Here is a 13,683-nt window from a genome sequence, read left to right on the forward strand (position 1 = left end):
ATGGCGAGGAAAATTGACGGTAACGGCTGGTTTGAGTCCCGCGACAACCCCATTTTGACGGCTGGTATTTTTGAATACATCGGCAAGAAATTACCGGGCGCACCCGACCCGGACAAGGTTTATCGCGTGTGGCGACCGGAAGAGGAACTCGAAGACCCTGAGTGTGCTGAGTCTTTCAAGCTGCTGCCCTGGATTGATGACCACCCACCAGGGCTATTGGGGGATGAGGAAGAGGGTTTTACCCCAGCAGAAGATAAGGGGGTTCAAGGCACGATCGGCGAGAGCGTCTATTACGACCAGAAAGGAGTATTGCGCGGCAATATCAAACTATTTTCCTCGTCAATGTCAACGCTGGTTGATGAGGGGAAGAAAGAACTATCACCGGGATACAGGGCGCAATACGAGTGGTCGCCCGGTGTGGCACCTAGCGGGGTAGCCAAGGGGCAGCCCTATGATGTTATCCAACGCAAGCCAAGGGGCAATCACCTAGCCTCGGTGGATGAAGGGCGTCAGGGGCCATCTGTGGCCGTTCTTGACGCATTTACACTTGACTCGAAGGACTTTATCGAAATGAACGAAGACGAAAACAAAGAATACTCGCCAGAAGAAGCCATGAAGCTTTTTATCTCCATGCTTCCAGGCCTGCAAAAGCTATTGGCTGCTGGTGGTACCGCAGACAATGAAGATGATCCGGAAGGCACCAAGGATAACGACGACCCAGAAAATAAGGGGACGGCGGACAACGAGGACGATCCGGAAGGTACCAAGGATAACGAGGATAAACCGGAGGGCACTCAGGATAACGACGATCCGGAGAACAAAGGCACCGCGGATAACGAAGACGATAAGACAGCCGTCGCTCTGGATGCGATGGACAGGCAGATCAAGGCGCTGAAACGTGACGGGTTCAAAGACGTGATCCGTGAGGTGGCTCGTCGTGACCAACTGGTCAAACGCCTATCTCCAGTTGTTGGTACCTTCGATGCCGCCGATATGACCACCGCCGAGGTGGCAAAGTACGGCGTTAAGAAGCTGGGCATCACGGCACCGAAAGGGCAGGAGATGGCCTATCTCGATGGGTACCTGAACGGCGTAGCTAAAGCGCCTAAAGCAAAGGTGGTGCAGGGTACCGGCCTTGATAGTGCCGACGCGAACAGCCCGATCTCTAAATACCTCACCGGGAGCAATAAATAATGAAATTTCAGCAGAAAGTTAATTTTGATTATGGCTTCGGCGTTGTCGGCGAGGTGTCCTTTGATGGCCCGCTGCGCGCCAAGCCGGGCATCTTGAAAAGCGCTGACCAGGCAAATAACGTTTTCGGGCGAGTCTTCACGCTAAACGATGATGGCACGGTTGCAGCTGGTGGCGAGGGAGCCTTCTGGGGTGTCCTGGGCAATCCGAAGGAGCATACCTTTACCGGCCGCATTGGTGATGAAGGCAGTAATGCTTTTGTGCCGAACGGCGTTAGCGCCGCATTCTATGACATGGCGATCATAAACATGCTGACCAGTGAGGCGGCGAAAGTTGGCTTTAATCTCTGGTACAGCACGGCAACTGGGGAAACTGTTGCACTGGATGCGTCAGTGGGTTCGCTGGCCGGTCACCTGCAGGTACCTAACGCGAAAGTGGCACGACTGCCGCAGGCCTCCGCAGATGGCGGGATCATCGTTGTGCAGCTTACCAACTAAGGAAATTTTTAATGAAACAATCGATTATTCATAGCGCAATCGCCGCGAGCAACGTTCGTCCTCTTGTACTGACGAAAGAGCATATCGCGGCCAACGCGCACCAAGAGCTATATCGTCTTGGGATTAATATCCCGCCATCCACGATCGGCCAGATGATGTCTGGTATGGCCCTTGATGGTAATGACGTAGGGATCGCGCCGTCGCCAATGCCTGGATTGCTGCCTAGCGGTTCAGCAACGCCAATCCAGTTCCTGCAGGCGTGGCTGCCAGGGTTCGTGCGCATGATCACCGCCGCGCGAAAAATTGACCAGCTAATCGGTATTCAAACGGTCGGGGCATGGGAAGATGAAGAAGTTGTTCAGGGTGTTATTGAGCACAAAGGCCAGGCCGTGCCGTATTCTGATCATGGTAATGTGCCGCTCGCGTCTTGGGATGTGGGCTATGCGCGCCGCACTGTGGTTCGTTTTGAATCAGGCATGTCGGTTAGCGTTCTGGAAGAGGCCCGCTCATCTCGCGCGAACATTGCGTCAGCAGCGGAAAAACGCAATGGCTCGGGCCTGTTCCTAGAGGTGCAGCGTAACCGCGTTGGCTTCTATGGCTACAACAACGGCGACAACTTGACTTATGGTTTCCTGAATGAGCCGAGCCTGTTACCGGCGATGACAGCGGCAACCGGCGCGGGCGGTTCAACGAAATGGAAGGATAAAACCCTCTTGGAGATCACCGCCGATATTCGCCTGGTATTGACTGCGCTGCAGGTCAACAGCATGGACAATATCGACCCGGAAACCACGCCAATCCGGATCAGCTTGCCAACGGGAACAAACCAATTCCTCACTGTAACCTCTGCACTGGGTTACTCGGTGCGTAATTGGATGAAAGAGAACTACCCGAACGTGACCTTTGTCACCGCACCGGAGCAGGCTCAGGCAGTAGGCGGCGCAGATGTGCTCTATGCCTACCCTGAATCGCTGGAAGACGGCTCAAGCGATGGCGGTAACGTGTGGGGCCAGTTGGTGCCGAGCAAGTTCTACACCTTGGGCGTAGAGAAGCGCAGTAAAAACTACATCGAGGACTACAGCAACGCCACCGCAGGCGCACTGCTGAAACGTCCGTATGGTGTGGTACGCATGATCGGCATCTAACGGGCCGCGATAGACACCTACGGAGGCGAAAGCCTCTTTTTTTACGCCTATAGGGAGCATCTGCTCCCTTTTTTAATGCAGGTAACCCTATGTTTTATGTCTTCTCAACGCTTTCTACGGATGTCGATTACACCATTTACGGAGAAGCGGTTAACGACATGCCGACCATTGAGCGCCAGATCACCATCAAGGGCGGCGCGAACGTGGCAACCAAAAATCTCATTACGCCTAAAGGTGTGATGACGACCGTCGAAGATGCCGATCTTGAGCTTCTCAGGGCGCACCCTGTTTTCATCATGCACGAGAAAAACGGCTTCGTTACGGTCGAGCAGAAAGCCCACGACCCGGAAAAAGTCGCAACCAACATGGAGGCCCGCGACAACTCCGCGCCGCTGACTGATGGGGATTTTGCCGAGGGTGAAGCACCAGCGGGTTCGAAGGGTGCCAAGAAAAAATAACGGCGGTGACCTATGGAATACGTGATTGATATCGCAAGGTTCCGCGCGCAGTTCCCGGCGTTGGCCGATCCTGTCACCTTCCCTAATGAGCTGATCCAGGCACAGTGGATGCAGGCGCAATGCTTTATCTCACCCGGTAAAACGTTGCGCGGCCACTGCTATGAAAGCGCGCTCTATCTCATGACCGCCCACCTCACCTGGTCGAATCACATGATCGGCTTGGGGCAGACAACGGCAGGGGTAGTGACCGGTGCAACGATCAGCAAGGTATCGGTAAGCATTACGCCACCGCCCGCGCGATCAGCCTGGCAGTTCTGGCTGGCCACTACACCGTATGGGCTCCAGCTTTGGGCGCTGCTCAACATCAAGGCGGCTGGTGGCGCCTATGTCGGCGGGCTGCCGGAGCGCACCGCATTCCGCAAAGTGGGCGGGGTGTTCAACTGATGGCCGGGCGCTGGACAAGCTCGGGCGCCGGGAATGTTTCACGGATCCGCCGGGAACTCGAAGCCATCCGCAAATTGCAAACGCGAGTCGGCTGGATGGAATCAGCACGGTACCCAGACGGAACGCCTGTAGCCGGTGTGGCCGTGGTGCAGGAGTACGGTTCGGCTGATGGCAAGATCCCTCCTCGTTCAATGATGCGCAGCACCCAGGCGGAGAAAAAAAACGAGTGGGACAACACCATGAAAAAAGGATTTTCAGCCGTGCTGAGAGGAACACGCACCAGCGCGCAGGTGATGGAAGGGCTGGGACTGATGGCGGCCGGGGATGTGAGGAAGAAGATCACCCAGATTTTCGAGCCGCCACTGGCTACCAGCACACTAAAAGCCCGCGCGCGTAAGGCGGGGCCGGGCGCGACGGTGATATCAACCAAGCCGCTTAACGATTCCGGCCTGATGCTGGCCACAGTGACCCACGTAGTTATTGGAGGTGATGAGTGATACCGGGCATCAATTTATTAAATATGGCGCTGGGGGTAATTGGCTCCCAGTCCGTGATGTATTACCGCGACAACAAACAGCGGAGGGAACTGCCGAACGGTGTGCTTGTTCCTCATTTCGAGCCAGGTGTGACGATCCTCAGCGGCAGCGTTCAGGCGGTACCGCAAGCCAGCGTCGAACAAATGGGCCTCGATGTTTCCCGACGCTATGTCGAGTGGTTCGTGTCCCGCGATGTGATCGGCGTGGGCCGGGATGCCAGCGGCGACGAAATCCTATGGGACGGTCAGCGCTGGAAAGCCACTAACCCGGAAAAATGGGTAACCCAAGACGGCTGGTGCACCGTTATTTGTCAGGAGATGTAGCCGTGACGATACACGTTAAACGCTATGTGCTGATCAATAGCGGGCTGATAGGTGGTGTAAGTTCTGCCGCCCCCGACCCGCCCACAGCCCCCGACCCGCAGCCGCCGATCCCGGTGTTTGTTTTCGCCCTACTGACGGAGAGCGGAAGCCCTCTTTTTGCCGAGTCAGGAAACTATCTGCAGGTGGAACATGAAGGATAACGAACTGATAACCCTGATCCGCGCCGAGCTGCTGGTGGGGCTAGAACGGCAGGGCCACGCTGGCGTAAATGTTTGGCAAAGTCATCAACCGACGCAGCAGGGCATGAGCGCCGACCCGGTTATCTACCTGCACAAGATTTTTGATGTTCGGTGTGGCTCGCCTGGACACCGCGAAGAGTATGACGAGCCCGCACAGGTTATGCGACGTACCACAACCGAAGTGATGATCAACACGTACCAGGTTAGTGGTGCACAGGTATACGACTACACCGATCCGGATGCCGTTACACCAGCTGACATGGTGAAGGCCGCGGCCCGCGTGATGCAATCCCCTGAGTTCCAGCAGGCGCTTGTGAAGCGCGGTGCGAACGTGATGCGCGTTAGCAGTGTTAAAGGCGTGGACGTTGCCGGAGACACACCAGGCTATGAACAGCGGCCACTTTTCGAAATCGACGTTAATCACACCGATGTTTACATCACCGAAATCCCCACTATCGAATCATTCGTTTTTCGCGTCGGACGCGTATAAACCCGAGGGCAATAAATGTCTATTTCTATTGATAAATATACAAAAATCACATCAGGTGTAGGCGGCGGGAACAACGTCCGTGCGCGCGAACTGATCCTCCGCATTTTCACCGAAAACTCCCAGGTACCGACTGACGGCATTCTTGAGTTCACCAGCCCGGATGATGTGGCCAGCTATTTCGGCCGGGACTCGGAAGAATACCGCCGCGCCGTTAAATATTTCTCCTACATCTCCCCGGCAATCGTGCAGCCGTCCAAGCTGGCCTTTGCGCGTGACCAGTTTACTGTCGCGCCGTCGAAAGTCATCGGCACCCAGGTTCGCACGTTGCCTGCGGCCGCTTCGACAGTCGCGGGAACTGTAAACGGTGTGGCCTTCACGACCGCTTCGGTAACCATCCCTGCCTCAAGCACCATGTCAGCCGCTGCTACGCTGCTGCAAACGGCGTTACGTGCTGTTACGGGTGTTGCTGTCCTGACATTAAGCACGGTGGCCTATGACCCGTTGAATGCCCGTTTTGTGGTGACCGGAGGCACTAATGACGCAGTGGCTATCAAGTTCACCACTGGCCTTGTTGCGAATGCGATGGGGCTGACCAACGGCACCTCGATCCCCGGCGTTCCGTTATCGCTGGTGGCGGAAGATAGCGTTTCGGCGATGGATAATATCAGCACCAACTATGGCGCGCTGCTGTTCATCCGCAAACTTACCCTCGATAAAGTGATCCCCCTGGCAGAAGCAAACGCCGCAAAAAACGTGGCTTACATGCTGCTGGTTGGATGCAAAGCCAGTGAGGCGGAGTCCTATAGCGCGGCGCTCCTGTCGATCGCCAGCGTCGGTTTAACACTGGTGGCGGATATCAACGCTGATTTTGACGAGCAGATCCCCGGCGCGTTAATGGCGGCCACGAACTACAGCGCCAAGAATGGCGTTATCAACTACATGTATCGCCAGGTGCCGAACGTTGCGCCGAAAGTCACCACAACCCCGCTCTCTGATTTTTATGACAAGTTGCGCGTGAACTATTACGGGCGGACACAGACCGCAGGCCAGCAGATCGATTTTTACCAGCGTGGTGTGCTTATGGGCGGCGCTACGGCACCCACTGACATGAACGTTCACGCTAACGAGCAGTGGCTGAAAGATCTTTGTGCCGCGGCCCTGCTTTCTGCGCAGCTGACACTAAACCGGATTTCTGCCAACCGCAACGGCAGAGGGACAATCCTTTCAACGTTGCAAGAACCGATCGATGCCGCGCTGGACAACGGTGTGATCAGCGTAGACAAGCCACTCAAAACCGCACAGAAGCTCTATATCACCCAGATGACAGGGGACAGCAACGCCTGGCAACAGGTGCAGGGGATCGGCTACTGGCTTGATGCGTGGATGGAGAGCTTTGTTACACCAGACGGGCGTACTGAGTGGCAGTGTGTCTACACCCTGATTTACAGCAAAGACGATGCAATCCGCCGCGTTCTTGGCACCCATGCCCTAATCTAACGGAGCACCATAATGAATGATATTTCCGGCTTCGGCCTGATTGCGAATGTTCGCGCCTCTACCACCTTCCCTGCAGGGTTTAACGTCACACAGTTCGCTGATGACGCCGATCCGCTCGATAGTCCATCACAGCAACTAAACGATGTGGGCATGGGCCTTAACGGCGACATGGTGGTTTGGTCTGTCGCGCAGCCGCTGGTGATCACCCTGAACGTGATCCCGAATAGTGATGATGACAAGAATCTTTATGTGCTGGCGGAAGCCAACCGCGTTGGCAAAGGTAAGACGAGCGCGCGCGATAAGATCACCATCGTTTTCACGTACCCGGATGGCACCGTGCGCACCCTGTCGAATGGGGTGATCACCGATGCCATGCTGGGCAATGGGGTAGCCAGTGCGGGCCGCATGAAGTCTAAACCCTATGTCTTTAAATTTGAAAATCAGGTGGGCGCATAATGTTAGAACCTATCGAGAAAGAAATCGCCCTGCCCGACGGCGGCTCGAAAACTTACATCCTGAGTAAGTTCCCGGCGATCGCTGGCCGGGAGATCGTCACCCAGTACCCGACAAGCGGCGCACCAAAAGTGGGGGACTACAAGACCAACGAAGCGTTGATGTTAAAGCTGATGGCCTTTGTGGCGGTACCGACCGAAGCCGGCCAACTGCAACTGACCACGAAAGAGCTGGTGAACAACCACGTTCCCGACTTCGAAACGCTCCTAAAACTGGAGTGGGCGATGATGGAATACAACTGCTCTTTTTTCAGGAACGGCGCCGCCTTGGGTTTCTTAACCGGGTTAACGGGCAAGCTCAAACAGTCGATTACCCAAACGTTGACGGATTTATTGCAACGATCATCGGGGAAGGACGCGCCAGCCTCCGCGAACTCAGAGAAAACTACACCCTAGAAGAGGCGCTCGACCTTTTCGAAATCATCGCGGTACAGCGCTATAACGAGATGCTGGCCGTTGAACATGCCCAAAGGACATCTACATGAACCTGCTCGAGGCGTTTTACTACACGTTTGCAGCAGACGCCTCGGCACTGGATCGGGGGCTGTCTGATAGCGAGAGGGAGGCCAACAAGCTGAAAGACACGGTATCGGCAACCGATGCCGCAGCCGAAAAGCTTGGCACCTCTTTTATTTCGCTGGCTAAATCCGCAGTTGGCTTGCTGGGCGTCGGTCTGACGCTCGGCGGCCTCAAAGCACTGGCACTCACTACCGCCGAAAACACGAGCGAGCTGGGTAAGCAGGCGCGCCAGATGAACGTTAACGTTTCCACGCTGGATGCCTGGCGTAAAGCTGTAGAGGCAAGCGGCGGGGATGCCAACGCTTTCACGAACACCTTGGGCAACATGGCGCAGCGCTTCCGTGATCCGGAGGCGGCCCTGTTGCGCTATAGCAAAGCCCTTGGAGGCATGAGCAGTTTCCGCGCCCAGCGCCTAGGCAAAATGATAGGCCTGGATGAAGGTACTATCGAGCTGCTGCGCAAGGGAAAGGTCAGCGTTGAGGAACTGGTCAAGAAACAGAAAGAGCAGGGGGTGATCACCAAGCAACAGGTGGAAATGACGGACAAGTTCAACAAAGATTTACGCGTGTTGAGCATGAGCTTTAACAACATTAAGACCGAGATCGGTATGATGCTGATCCCGGTGATGCAGTACCTGCTTGATAAGTGGAATGGCCTATCAAAGTGGGCCAGTGAGAACAAGGGGCCGCTGGGTGATGTGTTTATGGTGGTTGCCGGGATCGTCACGGCGTATTACCTGCCCGCGATGATCAGCGCAGCCGTTGCCACCCTCGCTGCCACATGGCCGATTATCTTGATTGGTGCCGCAATTGCTGCGCTGGCGCTGGTGGTTGCCGACGTGATCGCCTACTTCCGCGGGTGGGATAGCGTAACTGGCGATCTGGTGAAGAAATTCCCCTGGTTGGCAAGTGTGCTTGAGGGGCTAAAAGCAGTTGTCATGGATACATGGGCGTGGCTGAACTACCTGTTTACCGATCCGCTCGGCGCCTTGAAAATGCTGGCCGACAGCATCATCCAGTTCCCCATGCAGGCAATTAAAGACCTGCTGAAGCTTATTTTCGGTGAGCAGACTGGCGAAACCATTTTTGAAAATATCGCAAAAGTGGCCTCTGTGATTTGGCAAAGTCTCAAAGCGCTAATCAGTGAAGTTGTTGGGCTGGCAATTGCCGGATTCAAAAGCATAGAAAACGCGTGGAAAAAGGTAAAGGGCTGGTTTGGCGCCGGGGAAGACGAGGTGAAGGCAGCCAAGGCCGAAGTAGCGAATAAGGCGAGTAAAGGCCAGCCACAACAGCCTAATCCGGCAGCATGGAATCCATATGGAGTACCACCACCGACCTATGGCGCGGGTGCGTATATGGGTGGACTGTCGTCCTCTCCCATTACGACAATGACCAGTAATAGCATAGCGAATAGTAAACAAAGTGCGGTAACGAAAACCAATAACTTCAAGGTTGATAACATCACAGTCGAAACCAAAGCAACGGATGCCGAGGGAATTGCTCAGGGTATCGGTGGTGGACTGCGCGATGCGACCAGTCATTTCGATGACGGTTTGGTGGGGTAAGCAATGAGAAAAACCACAGAAGTTTATGGGGTTTATGACGATAAATTTAACGTCGCATTCCCCGACGCTATCAGCATGAAAGCATCAGTCATGGAAGAAGCGAAACTGATGGAACACCCGCTGGAAGACGGCGCAACCACTGCCGATCACCGCGTGATTCAACCTGTTGAAATTGAGCTGGTAGTGTTCTTGCCCGAGGACATCTTCAAGGACACTTACAGCAATATCCGGCAAGCGTTCCATGGCGAGCAACTTTACACCGTCCATCTAGCCACTGGCATGTATTCGCGCATGGCCTTACAAGCCATGCCACACGAAGAGACGCCAGAGCAGGCCGGTTCAATCGCAGTCGCGATGCAACTGAAAGAAGCACAGATCATCACCACGCAGTACCAGGCACTGCCGCCACGGAAGGTTAAAGACCCGAAAGACACAAGCACAGTACACCGCGGTGAACAGCAGCCAAGTAAGCCTGTAAGCATTTTAAAGGGGAAGGTGGTAGACCCTTTAACCAAGGCCGCTAGCTCAGTATTAACCCCAAATTTCAAGGCGAAATAAGATGCCCCAATTGATTAAAATTGAGCCTACCCCAAATCAAGATTTAACTATTCGCTTAGGTGACCACCGGTATGAAATATCCATAAAGTCTATCAGTGATGATTTGATGTGTATTTCTATCATTCGCGATAACGTTATGTTAATCCGAGGGGTGCGGGCGATGCCGTCATTGCTTTTTCTACCGCAGCATTTGGAAATGGGAGCGGGTAATTTTGCTTTTATCACGGTAAACGATGAATACCCAAATTATCAAAAATTCGGCGGTGATCACCAACTTTATTATTACGCTCCAGGCGAGGTGTAAATGTGGAATTTGACCCGAGGATTGTCACGGTAGCCATTGAGGTAGACGGTAGGTTAAACGTATATACCGACCTTTTCATCAAGGCAACAGGCAGTAAAACAGCAAATACGCTACAGAACGAATTTACAATAACTATTTTTAATTTAAAAAAATCTGTTCGCGATTACTTGATACTGGAAACATCGCCACTCAATCGCCCTCGCCGCAGAAAGAAAATTATTCTTTACGCGGGCCGTAAGAGTTACGGGACGTTCAAGGTTTTTGAAGGGGACATTACGCAAAGCACCCCCAGCCAGCCGCCAGACATTGGCTTAACTATCAAGGCTCGTACCGGTGCATTTTTCATGACTGATATTTTCAGCACCGGATATGCATCTACGATCCCGCTAAGCAAGGTTGCTGGCGATGCTGCACAAGGCATGGGATTAACGCTCGACTTTCAAGCCTCTGATAAGAATATCAGCAATTATAACTACACCGGCTCAAAGCTAAAGCAGGTCGATACACTGGCCAGCGCAGGTAACTATAACGCTTACGTGGATGATGACCGGCTGGTAGTCAAAAATGCTGATACACCGCTATCGAATGTAGCCGCTACGCTGAACAAGCACACCGGCATGATCGGGGCGCCCGAAGTTACGGAGGAGGGGGTTAAGGTGAAATATCTCTTAGATCCGTCCAGCCGCCCCGGTGGCAGCCTAACCATTCAAAGCGACTTGAACCCCGCGGCGAATGGCACTTTCGTTATTTTTAAACTCAGTTATGACATCAGCAACCGTGACACACCATTTTATAACGTTGCCGAATGTCGGAGGCTTGGATTGTGGCAGAGACTAATTTAGGCAGTAGCGATCCGGCGTCGCGTGAGTCGCTTCCTGGTGTCATTGAGTTCGCATTTAAAAAGATGCTGCAAGGCATTGATGGCCAGCTCCCCGCGGTGGTGATCAGTTATGACAGGGAGGCAGGGCGCGCCACGGTGCGGCCGCTGATCAGCCGTTTAACAACCGATGGCCAGCCAGTCGAGCGAGCAACAATTGCCAGCGTACCAGTTCTTGCGCTGGGTGGCGGTGACTTCGTTATAACATTCCCGCTTAAGGCTGGGGATAAGGGCTGGATAGAGGCCAGTGATAGAGATATTTCGTTGTTCATGCAAAGCAATGAAAAATCTAGGCCAAATACTCTCCGGATGCATGAGTTTTCGGACGGGCGTTTTGTGCCGGACATGTTCGCCGATTACACACTCCCCGCTGAACATGAAAACGAAATGATTATTCAGCACAAGAATGGCGAAACGCTGCTGGGCGTGAAGGATGACCAGATCCGTCTCGTCGTGGGTACCACGTCGATCACCCTGGATAAAGTCGGCGTTTCATTTTCTGCAGGTGGACAGTCGTTAGTGTTCAACGCCGACGGCATGAAACACGACGGGAAAAACGTTGGGGCAGATCATGAACACTCAGGTGTTCAGCGTGGGAGCGACAACACAGGAGGCCCGGTATGACACTCAGCATTTCAGTGAATGACGATCACGACATCTTCCTGGATGCCGCGGGAAATCTGTCAATTTCTAGTGATCTAGACGCCTGCTTGCAAGGCTGCGAAACCGCTGTTCTCGCCCAGCGTAGCGAGATGATCTACGCAATGGATGAGGGGGTGCCCACACAGACTGCTATCTGGGATTTGTATCGGCCAGCTCAGTTCGAAGCTGCCGCCCGAAGTGCCATTATGGCCACACCAGGCGCGGTAAGGATCACGCAATTTTCCATGTCCCGCGACAGCGATATATTCAGCTATAGCGCCACGATAGAAACAGAATGGGGGAAAGGTACCATTAATGGCAGATTATAATTTTATCGCCGACAACGGCGTTATCGTTGCTGATACGGCGGATATCAAAGAAGGGGTAGAGCAGGAGTTTAGGGCAGCTCTGGGTGAGCGAATGTCTACAGCACCTGACACGCCGCAAGGGCGATTGATCAGCGCCGAGACTGACGCCAGAACGGCAGTGGTGAGAAATAACGCGCAGTTGGCAAACCAGATAAACCCGAATCTCGCCGTTGGTATTTTTCTCGAAGCCATTTCAGCTTTCCTCGACATCGGTCGCACTCCGGCCAGCCGCTCTGTTATCTCTGGGGTAGAGGTCACAGGCATACCATTAACCCAAGTTGCACAGGGCTCGCGGGCGCGTAGCCGTGCGGGTGATGTGTTCGCAACCGCCAGCGCGGTAATCCTGAATAGTGCGGGCCGCGCGGTTGTAGATTTTGTTGCGGTAGAGACAGGGCCGGTCACCTGTGTTCCGGGTGACCTGAGCACTGTAGTTGATGCCGTTCTGGGCTGGGAAACGGTTTATAACGGTAATGCAGCAGTACCGGGTGAGTCCGAGCAAAGTGATGTCTCATTGCGGCTTGAACGTCAGGTGCGCCTCGCAAATCAGGGTATATCTACGATGGAGGCCCAGATCAGCGGCTTGTACGGAGTGCCTGGCGTTAAGTCGCTGACGTTCCTGGAGAACATCAGCCACAACTTTGAAACTGTTGAAGGTATCTATATGAAGCCTCATAGCGTCTGGGCTTGTGTGCATGGGGGAACCGATGCAGATGTCGCTATGTCGTTGTTGAAGAACAAGACGGACGGCGCAGGATGGAATGGAGCCATAGCTGTGACAGTAGTGGAGCCAAATGCGCAAATCCCCTACACCGTTCTGTTTGACCGGCCTAAGGAAGTGCCGATTAAAATCAGCGTGACGGTAAAGCGCGGGACTGTTGAGCAGGTTAAAGCGGCTATCCTGCAGTATGCCAACGGCGAGATCGATGGCGAGCGGGGCTTCATTGTTGGCGGGGATGTCAGCCCGTTCGAGATTGCTGGAGCGATCAACCTCTACCGGACAGAAATTTTTGTTAGAAAGCTGCTGGTGGCACGAGGTAACGATCAGCTAACGGCAGCTGAAATCATCATTGCCAAAAATGAAAGACCATCAATCACGGCTGAAAATATACATGTTGTGATTGATGGCTAGAATTAAAATAATTATGCGATGCGAAATTAAAAGTCTGGTTTTGGAATACAGTTGGCAAACATAACGGTTTGTTTTGTTGCTTCGTTCATATATCCAAAAATAATTCCACCTTTTTTTCTATTTTGGGCTAATATTTCAAAGTTTCCGTTTTTGAAATGCCTATCCCCTATTTTATTGGCTGCAACAAATACATCTCCCGTTTTGTTGTTTGTTATAGAGATACCGTAAGCCCTTTCTTCTATCTCGAATTTTGCATCTGTAATAGGCGTTCTGATGTTTTCTTCTTTATTATATTTGAAACCATCACACGTATAAAAATCTTCCGCAATAACAGATGCAGAGAAAAGCATTATCGGAATGATTATTAATTTATTCATTTGCACAACCCTT

General features: G+C 53.3%; 20 protein-coding genes. 19 read left to right on the plus strand and 1 reads right to left on the minus strand.

Translation table 11 applies throughout. The features are described 5' to 3' along the window. The 19 genes from A6U95_RS26955 (at position 1) to A6U95_RS27045 (ending at position 13,293) form a co-directional block, all read left to right on the plus strand. Positions 1-1,194: a DUF2213 domain-containing protein gene (locus A6U95_RS26955; protein WP_065686718.1), complete on the plus strand. Its 1,194-nt coding sequence runs from the start codon at positions 1-3 to the stop codon at positions 1,192-1,194. Next, complete coding sequence (locus tag A6U95_RS26960; protein WP_065686719.1) at positions 1,194-1,688, plus strand: hypothetical protein; 495 nt, start codon at positions 1,194-1,196, stop codon at positions 1,686-1,688. The genes A6U95_RS26955 and A6U95_RS26960 overlap by 1 nt, the downstream gene beginning before the upstream one ends. 11 nt (positions 1,689-1,699) lie before the next feature. Continuing rightward, the gene (locus tag A6U95_RS26965) at positions 1,700-2,833 is read left to right on the plus strand and encodes a major capsid family protein (RefSeq protein ID WP_065686720.1); all 1,134 of its coding nucleotides are present in this window, start codon (positions 1,700-1,702) and stop codon (positions 2,831-2,833) included. Positions 2,834-2,922: 89 nt separating this feature from the next. Beyond that, positions 2,923-3,291 carry a hypothetical protein gene (locus tag A6U95_RS26970; protein ID WP_065686721.1) on the plus strand — a complete coding sequence of 123 codons (369 nt, stop codon included), beginning with the start codon at positions 2,923-2,925 and terminating at the stop codon, positions 3,289-3,291. Between the two features lie 12 nt (positions 3,292-3,303). Then, positions 3,304-3,735, plus strand: coding sequence for a DUF4054 domain-containing protein (locus A6U95_RS26975; protein WP_065686722.1), 432 nt, complete (start codon positions 3,304-3,306; stop codon positions 3,733-3,735). Positions 3,736-3,830: 95 nt separating this feature from the next. Next, positions 3,831-4,232 (plus strand): hypothetical protein, encoded by a 402-nt coding sequence (locus A6U95_RS26980; RefSeq protein ID WP_139102472.1) that lies wholly within the window; start codon positions 3,831-3,833, stop codon positions 4,230-4,232. Next, complete coding sequence (locus tag A6U95_RS26985) at positions 4,229-4,594, plus strand: hypothetical protein (RefSeq protein WP_065686724.1); 366 nt, start codon at positions 4,229-4,231, stop codon at positions 4,592-4,594. Before A6U95_RS26980 ends, A6U95_RS26985 begins: the two co-directional genes overlap by 4 nt. Before the next feature lie 2 nt (positions 4,595-4,596). Beyond that, a complete protein-coding gene (locus tag A6U95_RS26990; RefSeq protein ID WP_065686725.1) occupies positions 4,597-4,794 on the plus strand; it encodes a hypothetical protein in 198 nt (65 codons plus the stop codon). Further along, positions 4,784-5,323 (plus strand): hypothetical protein, encoded by a 540-nt coding sequence (locus A6U95_RS26995; protein WP_065686726.1) that lies wholly within the window; start codon positions 4,784-4,786, stop codon positions 5,321-5,323. Before A6U95_RS26990 ends, A6U95_RS26995 begins: the two co-directional genes overlap by 11 nt. A gap of 15 nt (positions 5,324-5,338) precedes the next feature. Continuing rightward, positions 5,339-6,820, plus strand: a complete 1,482-nt coding sequence (locus A6U95_RS27000; RefSeq protein ID WP_065686727.1) for a DUF3383 family protein — start codon at positions 5,339-5,341, stop codon at positions 6,818-6,820. A gap of 12 nt (positions 6,821-6,832) precedes the next feature. After that, the gene (locus A6U95_RS27005; protein ID WP_065686728.1) at positions 6,833-7,276 is read left to right on the plus strand and encodes a hypothetical protein; all 444 of its coding nucleotides are present in this window, start codon (positions 6,833-6,835) and stop codon (positions 7,274-7,276) included. Then, positions 7,276-7,728 carry a hypothetical protein gene (locus A6U95_RS27010; protein WP_139102473.1) on the plus strand — a complete coding sequence of 151 codons (453 nt, stop codon included), beginning with the start codon at positions 7,276-7,278 and terminating at the stop codon, positions 7,726-7,728. The genes A6U95_RS27005 and A6U95_RS27010 overlap by 1 nt, the downstream gene beginning before the upstream one ends. An 85-nt stretch (positions 7,729-7,813) precedes the next feature. Continuing rightward, complete coding sequence (locus A6U95_RS27015; protein WP_065686730.1) at positions 7,814-9,415, plus strand: hypothetical protein; 1,602 nt, start codon at positions 7,814-7,816, stop codon at positions 9,413-9,415. Positions 9,416-9,418: 3 nt separating this feature from the next. Further along, a complete protein-coding gene (locus A6U95_RS27020; RefSeq protein ID WP_065686731.1) occupies positions 9,419-9,973 on the plus strand; it encodes a phage baseplate protein in 555 nt (184 codons plus the stop codon). A 1-nt stretch (position 9,974) separates the two neighbouring features. After that, positions 9,975-10,277, plus strand: coding sequence for a hypothetical protein (locus tag A6U95_RS27025; protein ID WP_065686732.1), 303 nt, complete (start codon positions 9,975-9,977; stop codon positions 10,275-10,277). A 2-nt stretch (positions 10,278-10,279) separates the two neighbouring features. After that, a complete protein-coding gene (locus A6U95_RS27030) occupies positions 10,280-11,119 on the plus strand; it encodes a hypothetical protein (RefSeq protein WP_065686921.1) in 840 nt (279 codons plus the stop codon). Then, positions 11,101-11,778: a Gp138 family membrane-puncturing spike protein gene (locus A6U95_RS27035; RefSeq protein ID WP_065686922.1), complete on the plus strand. Its 678-nt coding sequence runs from the start codon at positions 11,101-11,103 to the stop codon at positions 11,776-11,778. The genes A6U95_RS27030 and A6U95_RS27035 overlap by 19 nt, the downstream gene beginning before the upstream one ends. Next, entirely contained in the window at positions 11,775-12,125 is a 351-nt protein-coding gene (locus A6U95_RS27040; RefSeq protein ID WP_065686733.1) for a hypothetical protein, read from the plus strand. The genes A6U95_RS27035 and A6U95_RS27040 overlap by 4 nt, the downstream gene beginning before the upstream one ends. Beyond that, positions 12,112-13,293, plus strand: a complete 1,182-nt coding sequence (locus A6U95_RS27045; protein WP_065686734.1) for a baseplate J/gp47 family protein — start codon at positions 12,112-12,114, stop codon at positions 13,291-13,293. The genes A6U95_RS27040 and A6U95_RS27045 overlap by 14 nt, the downstream gene beginning before the upstream one ends. 26 nt (positions 13,294-13,319) lie before the next feature. Here A6U95_RS27045 and A6U95_RS27050 read toward each other — a convergent pair whose 3' ends face one another. Further along, positions 13,320-13,670 (minus strand): hypothetical protein, encoded by a 351-nt coding sequence (locus tag A6U95_RS27050; RefSeq protein ID WP_065686735.1) that lies wholly within the window; start codon positions 13,668-13,670, stop codon positions 13,320-13,322. Positions 13,671-13,683: the final 13 nt, after the last annotated feature.

The sequence above is a fragment of the Serratia sp. 14-2641 genome (genome assembly GCF_001692375.1).
Lineage (GTDB): Bacteria > Pseudomonadota > Gammaproteobacteria > Enterobacterales > Enterobacteriaceae > Chania > Chania fonticola_C.

Bases quoted from the DNA above. Each gene is read 5' to 3' on its own strand.
- A6U95_RS26970 (WP_065686721.1), top strand. From the start codon at position 2,923: ATGTTTTATGTCTTCTCAACGCTTTCTACGGATGTCGATTACACCATT.
- A6U95_RS27045 (WP_065686734.1), top strand. From the start codon at position 12,112: ATGGCAGATTATAATTTTATCGCCGACAACGGCGTTATCGTTGCTGAT.
- A6U95_RS27050 (WP_065686735.1), bottom strand. From the start codon at position 13,670: ATGAATAAATTAATAATCATTCCGATAATGCTTTTCTCTGCATCTGTT.
- A6U95_RS26960 (WP_065686719.1), top strand. From the start codon at position 1,194: ATGAAATTTCAGCAGAAAGTTAATTTTGATTATGGCTTCGGCGTTGTC.
- A6U95_RS27040 (WP_065686733.1), top strand. From the start codon at position 11,775: ATGACACTCAGCATTTCAGTGAATGACGATCACGACATCTTCCTGGAT.
- A6U95_RS27025 (WP_065686732.1), top strand. From the start codon at position 9,975: ATGCCCCAATTGATTAAAATTGAGCCTACCCCAAATCAAGATTTAACT.
- A6U95_RS27010 (WP_139102473.1), top strand. From the start codon at position 7,276: ATGTTAGAACCTATCGAGAAAGAAATCGCCCTGCCCGACGGCGGCTCG.
- A6U95_RS27020 (WP_065686731.1), top strand. From the start codon at position 9,419: ATGAGAAAAACCACAGAAGTTTATGGGGTTTATGACGATAAATTTAAC.
- A6U95_RS26965 (WP_065686720.1), top strand. From the start codon at position 1,700: ATGAAACAATCGATTATTCATAGCGCAATCGCCGCGAGCAACGTTCGT.
- A6U95_RS27005 (WP_065686728.1), top strand. From the start codon at position 6,833: ATGAATGATATTTCCGGCTTCGGCCTGATTGCGAATGTTCGCGCCTCT.
- A6U95_RS26975 (WP_065686722.1), top strand. From the start codon at position 3,304: ATGGAATACGTGATTGATATCGCAAGGTTCCGCGCGCAGTTCCCGGCG.
- A6U95_RS27000 (WP_065686727.1), top strand. From the start codon at position 5,339: ATGTCTATTTCTATTGATAAATATACAAAAATCACATCAGGTGTAGGC.
- A6U95_RS26980 (WP_139102472.1), top strand. From the start codon at position 3,831: ATGGAATCAGCACGGTACCCAGACGGAACGCCTGTAGCCGGTGTGGCC.
- A6U95_RS27015 (WP_065686730.1), top strand. From the start codon at position 7,814: ATGAACCTGCTCGAGGCGTTTTACTACACGTTTGCAGCAGACGCCTCG.
- A6U95_RS26955 (WP_065686718.1), top strand. From the start codon at position 1: ATGGCGAGGAAAATTGACGGTAACGGCTGGTTTGAGTCCCGCGACAAC.
- A6U95_RS26995 (WP_065686726.1), top strand. From the start codon at position 4,784: ATGAAGGATAACGAACTGATAACCCTGATCCGCGCCGAGCTGCTGGTG.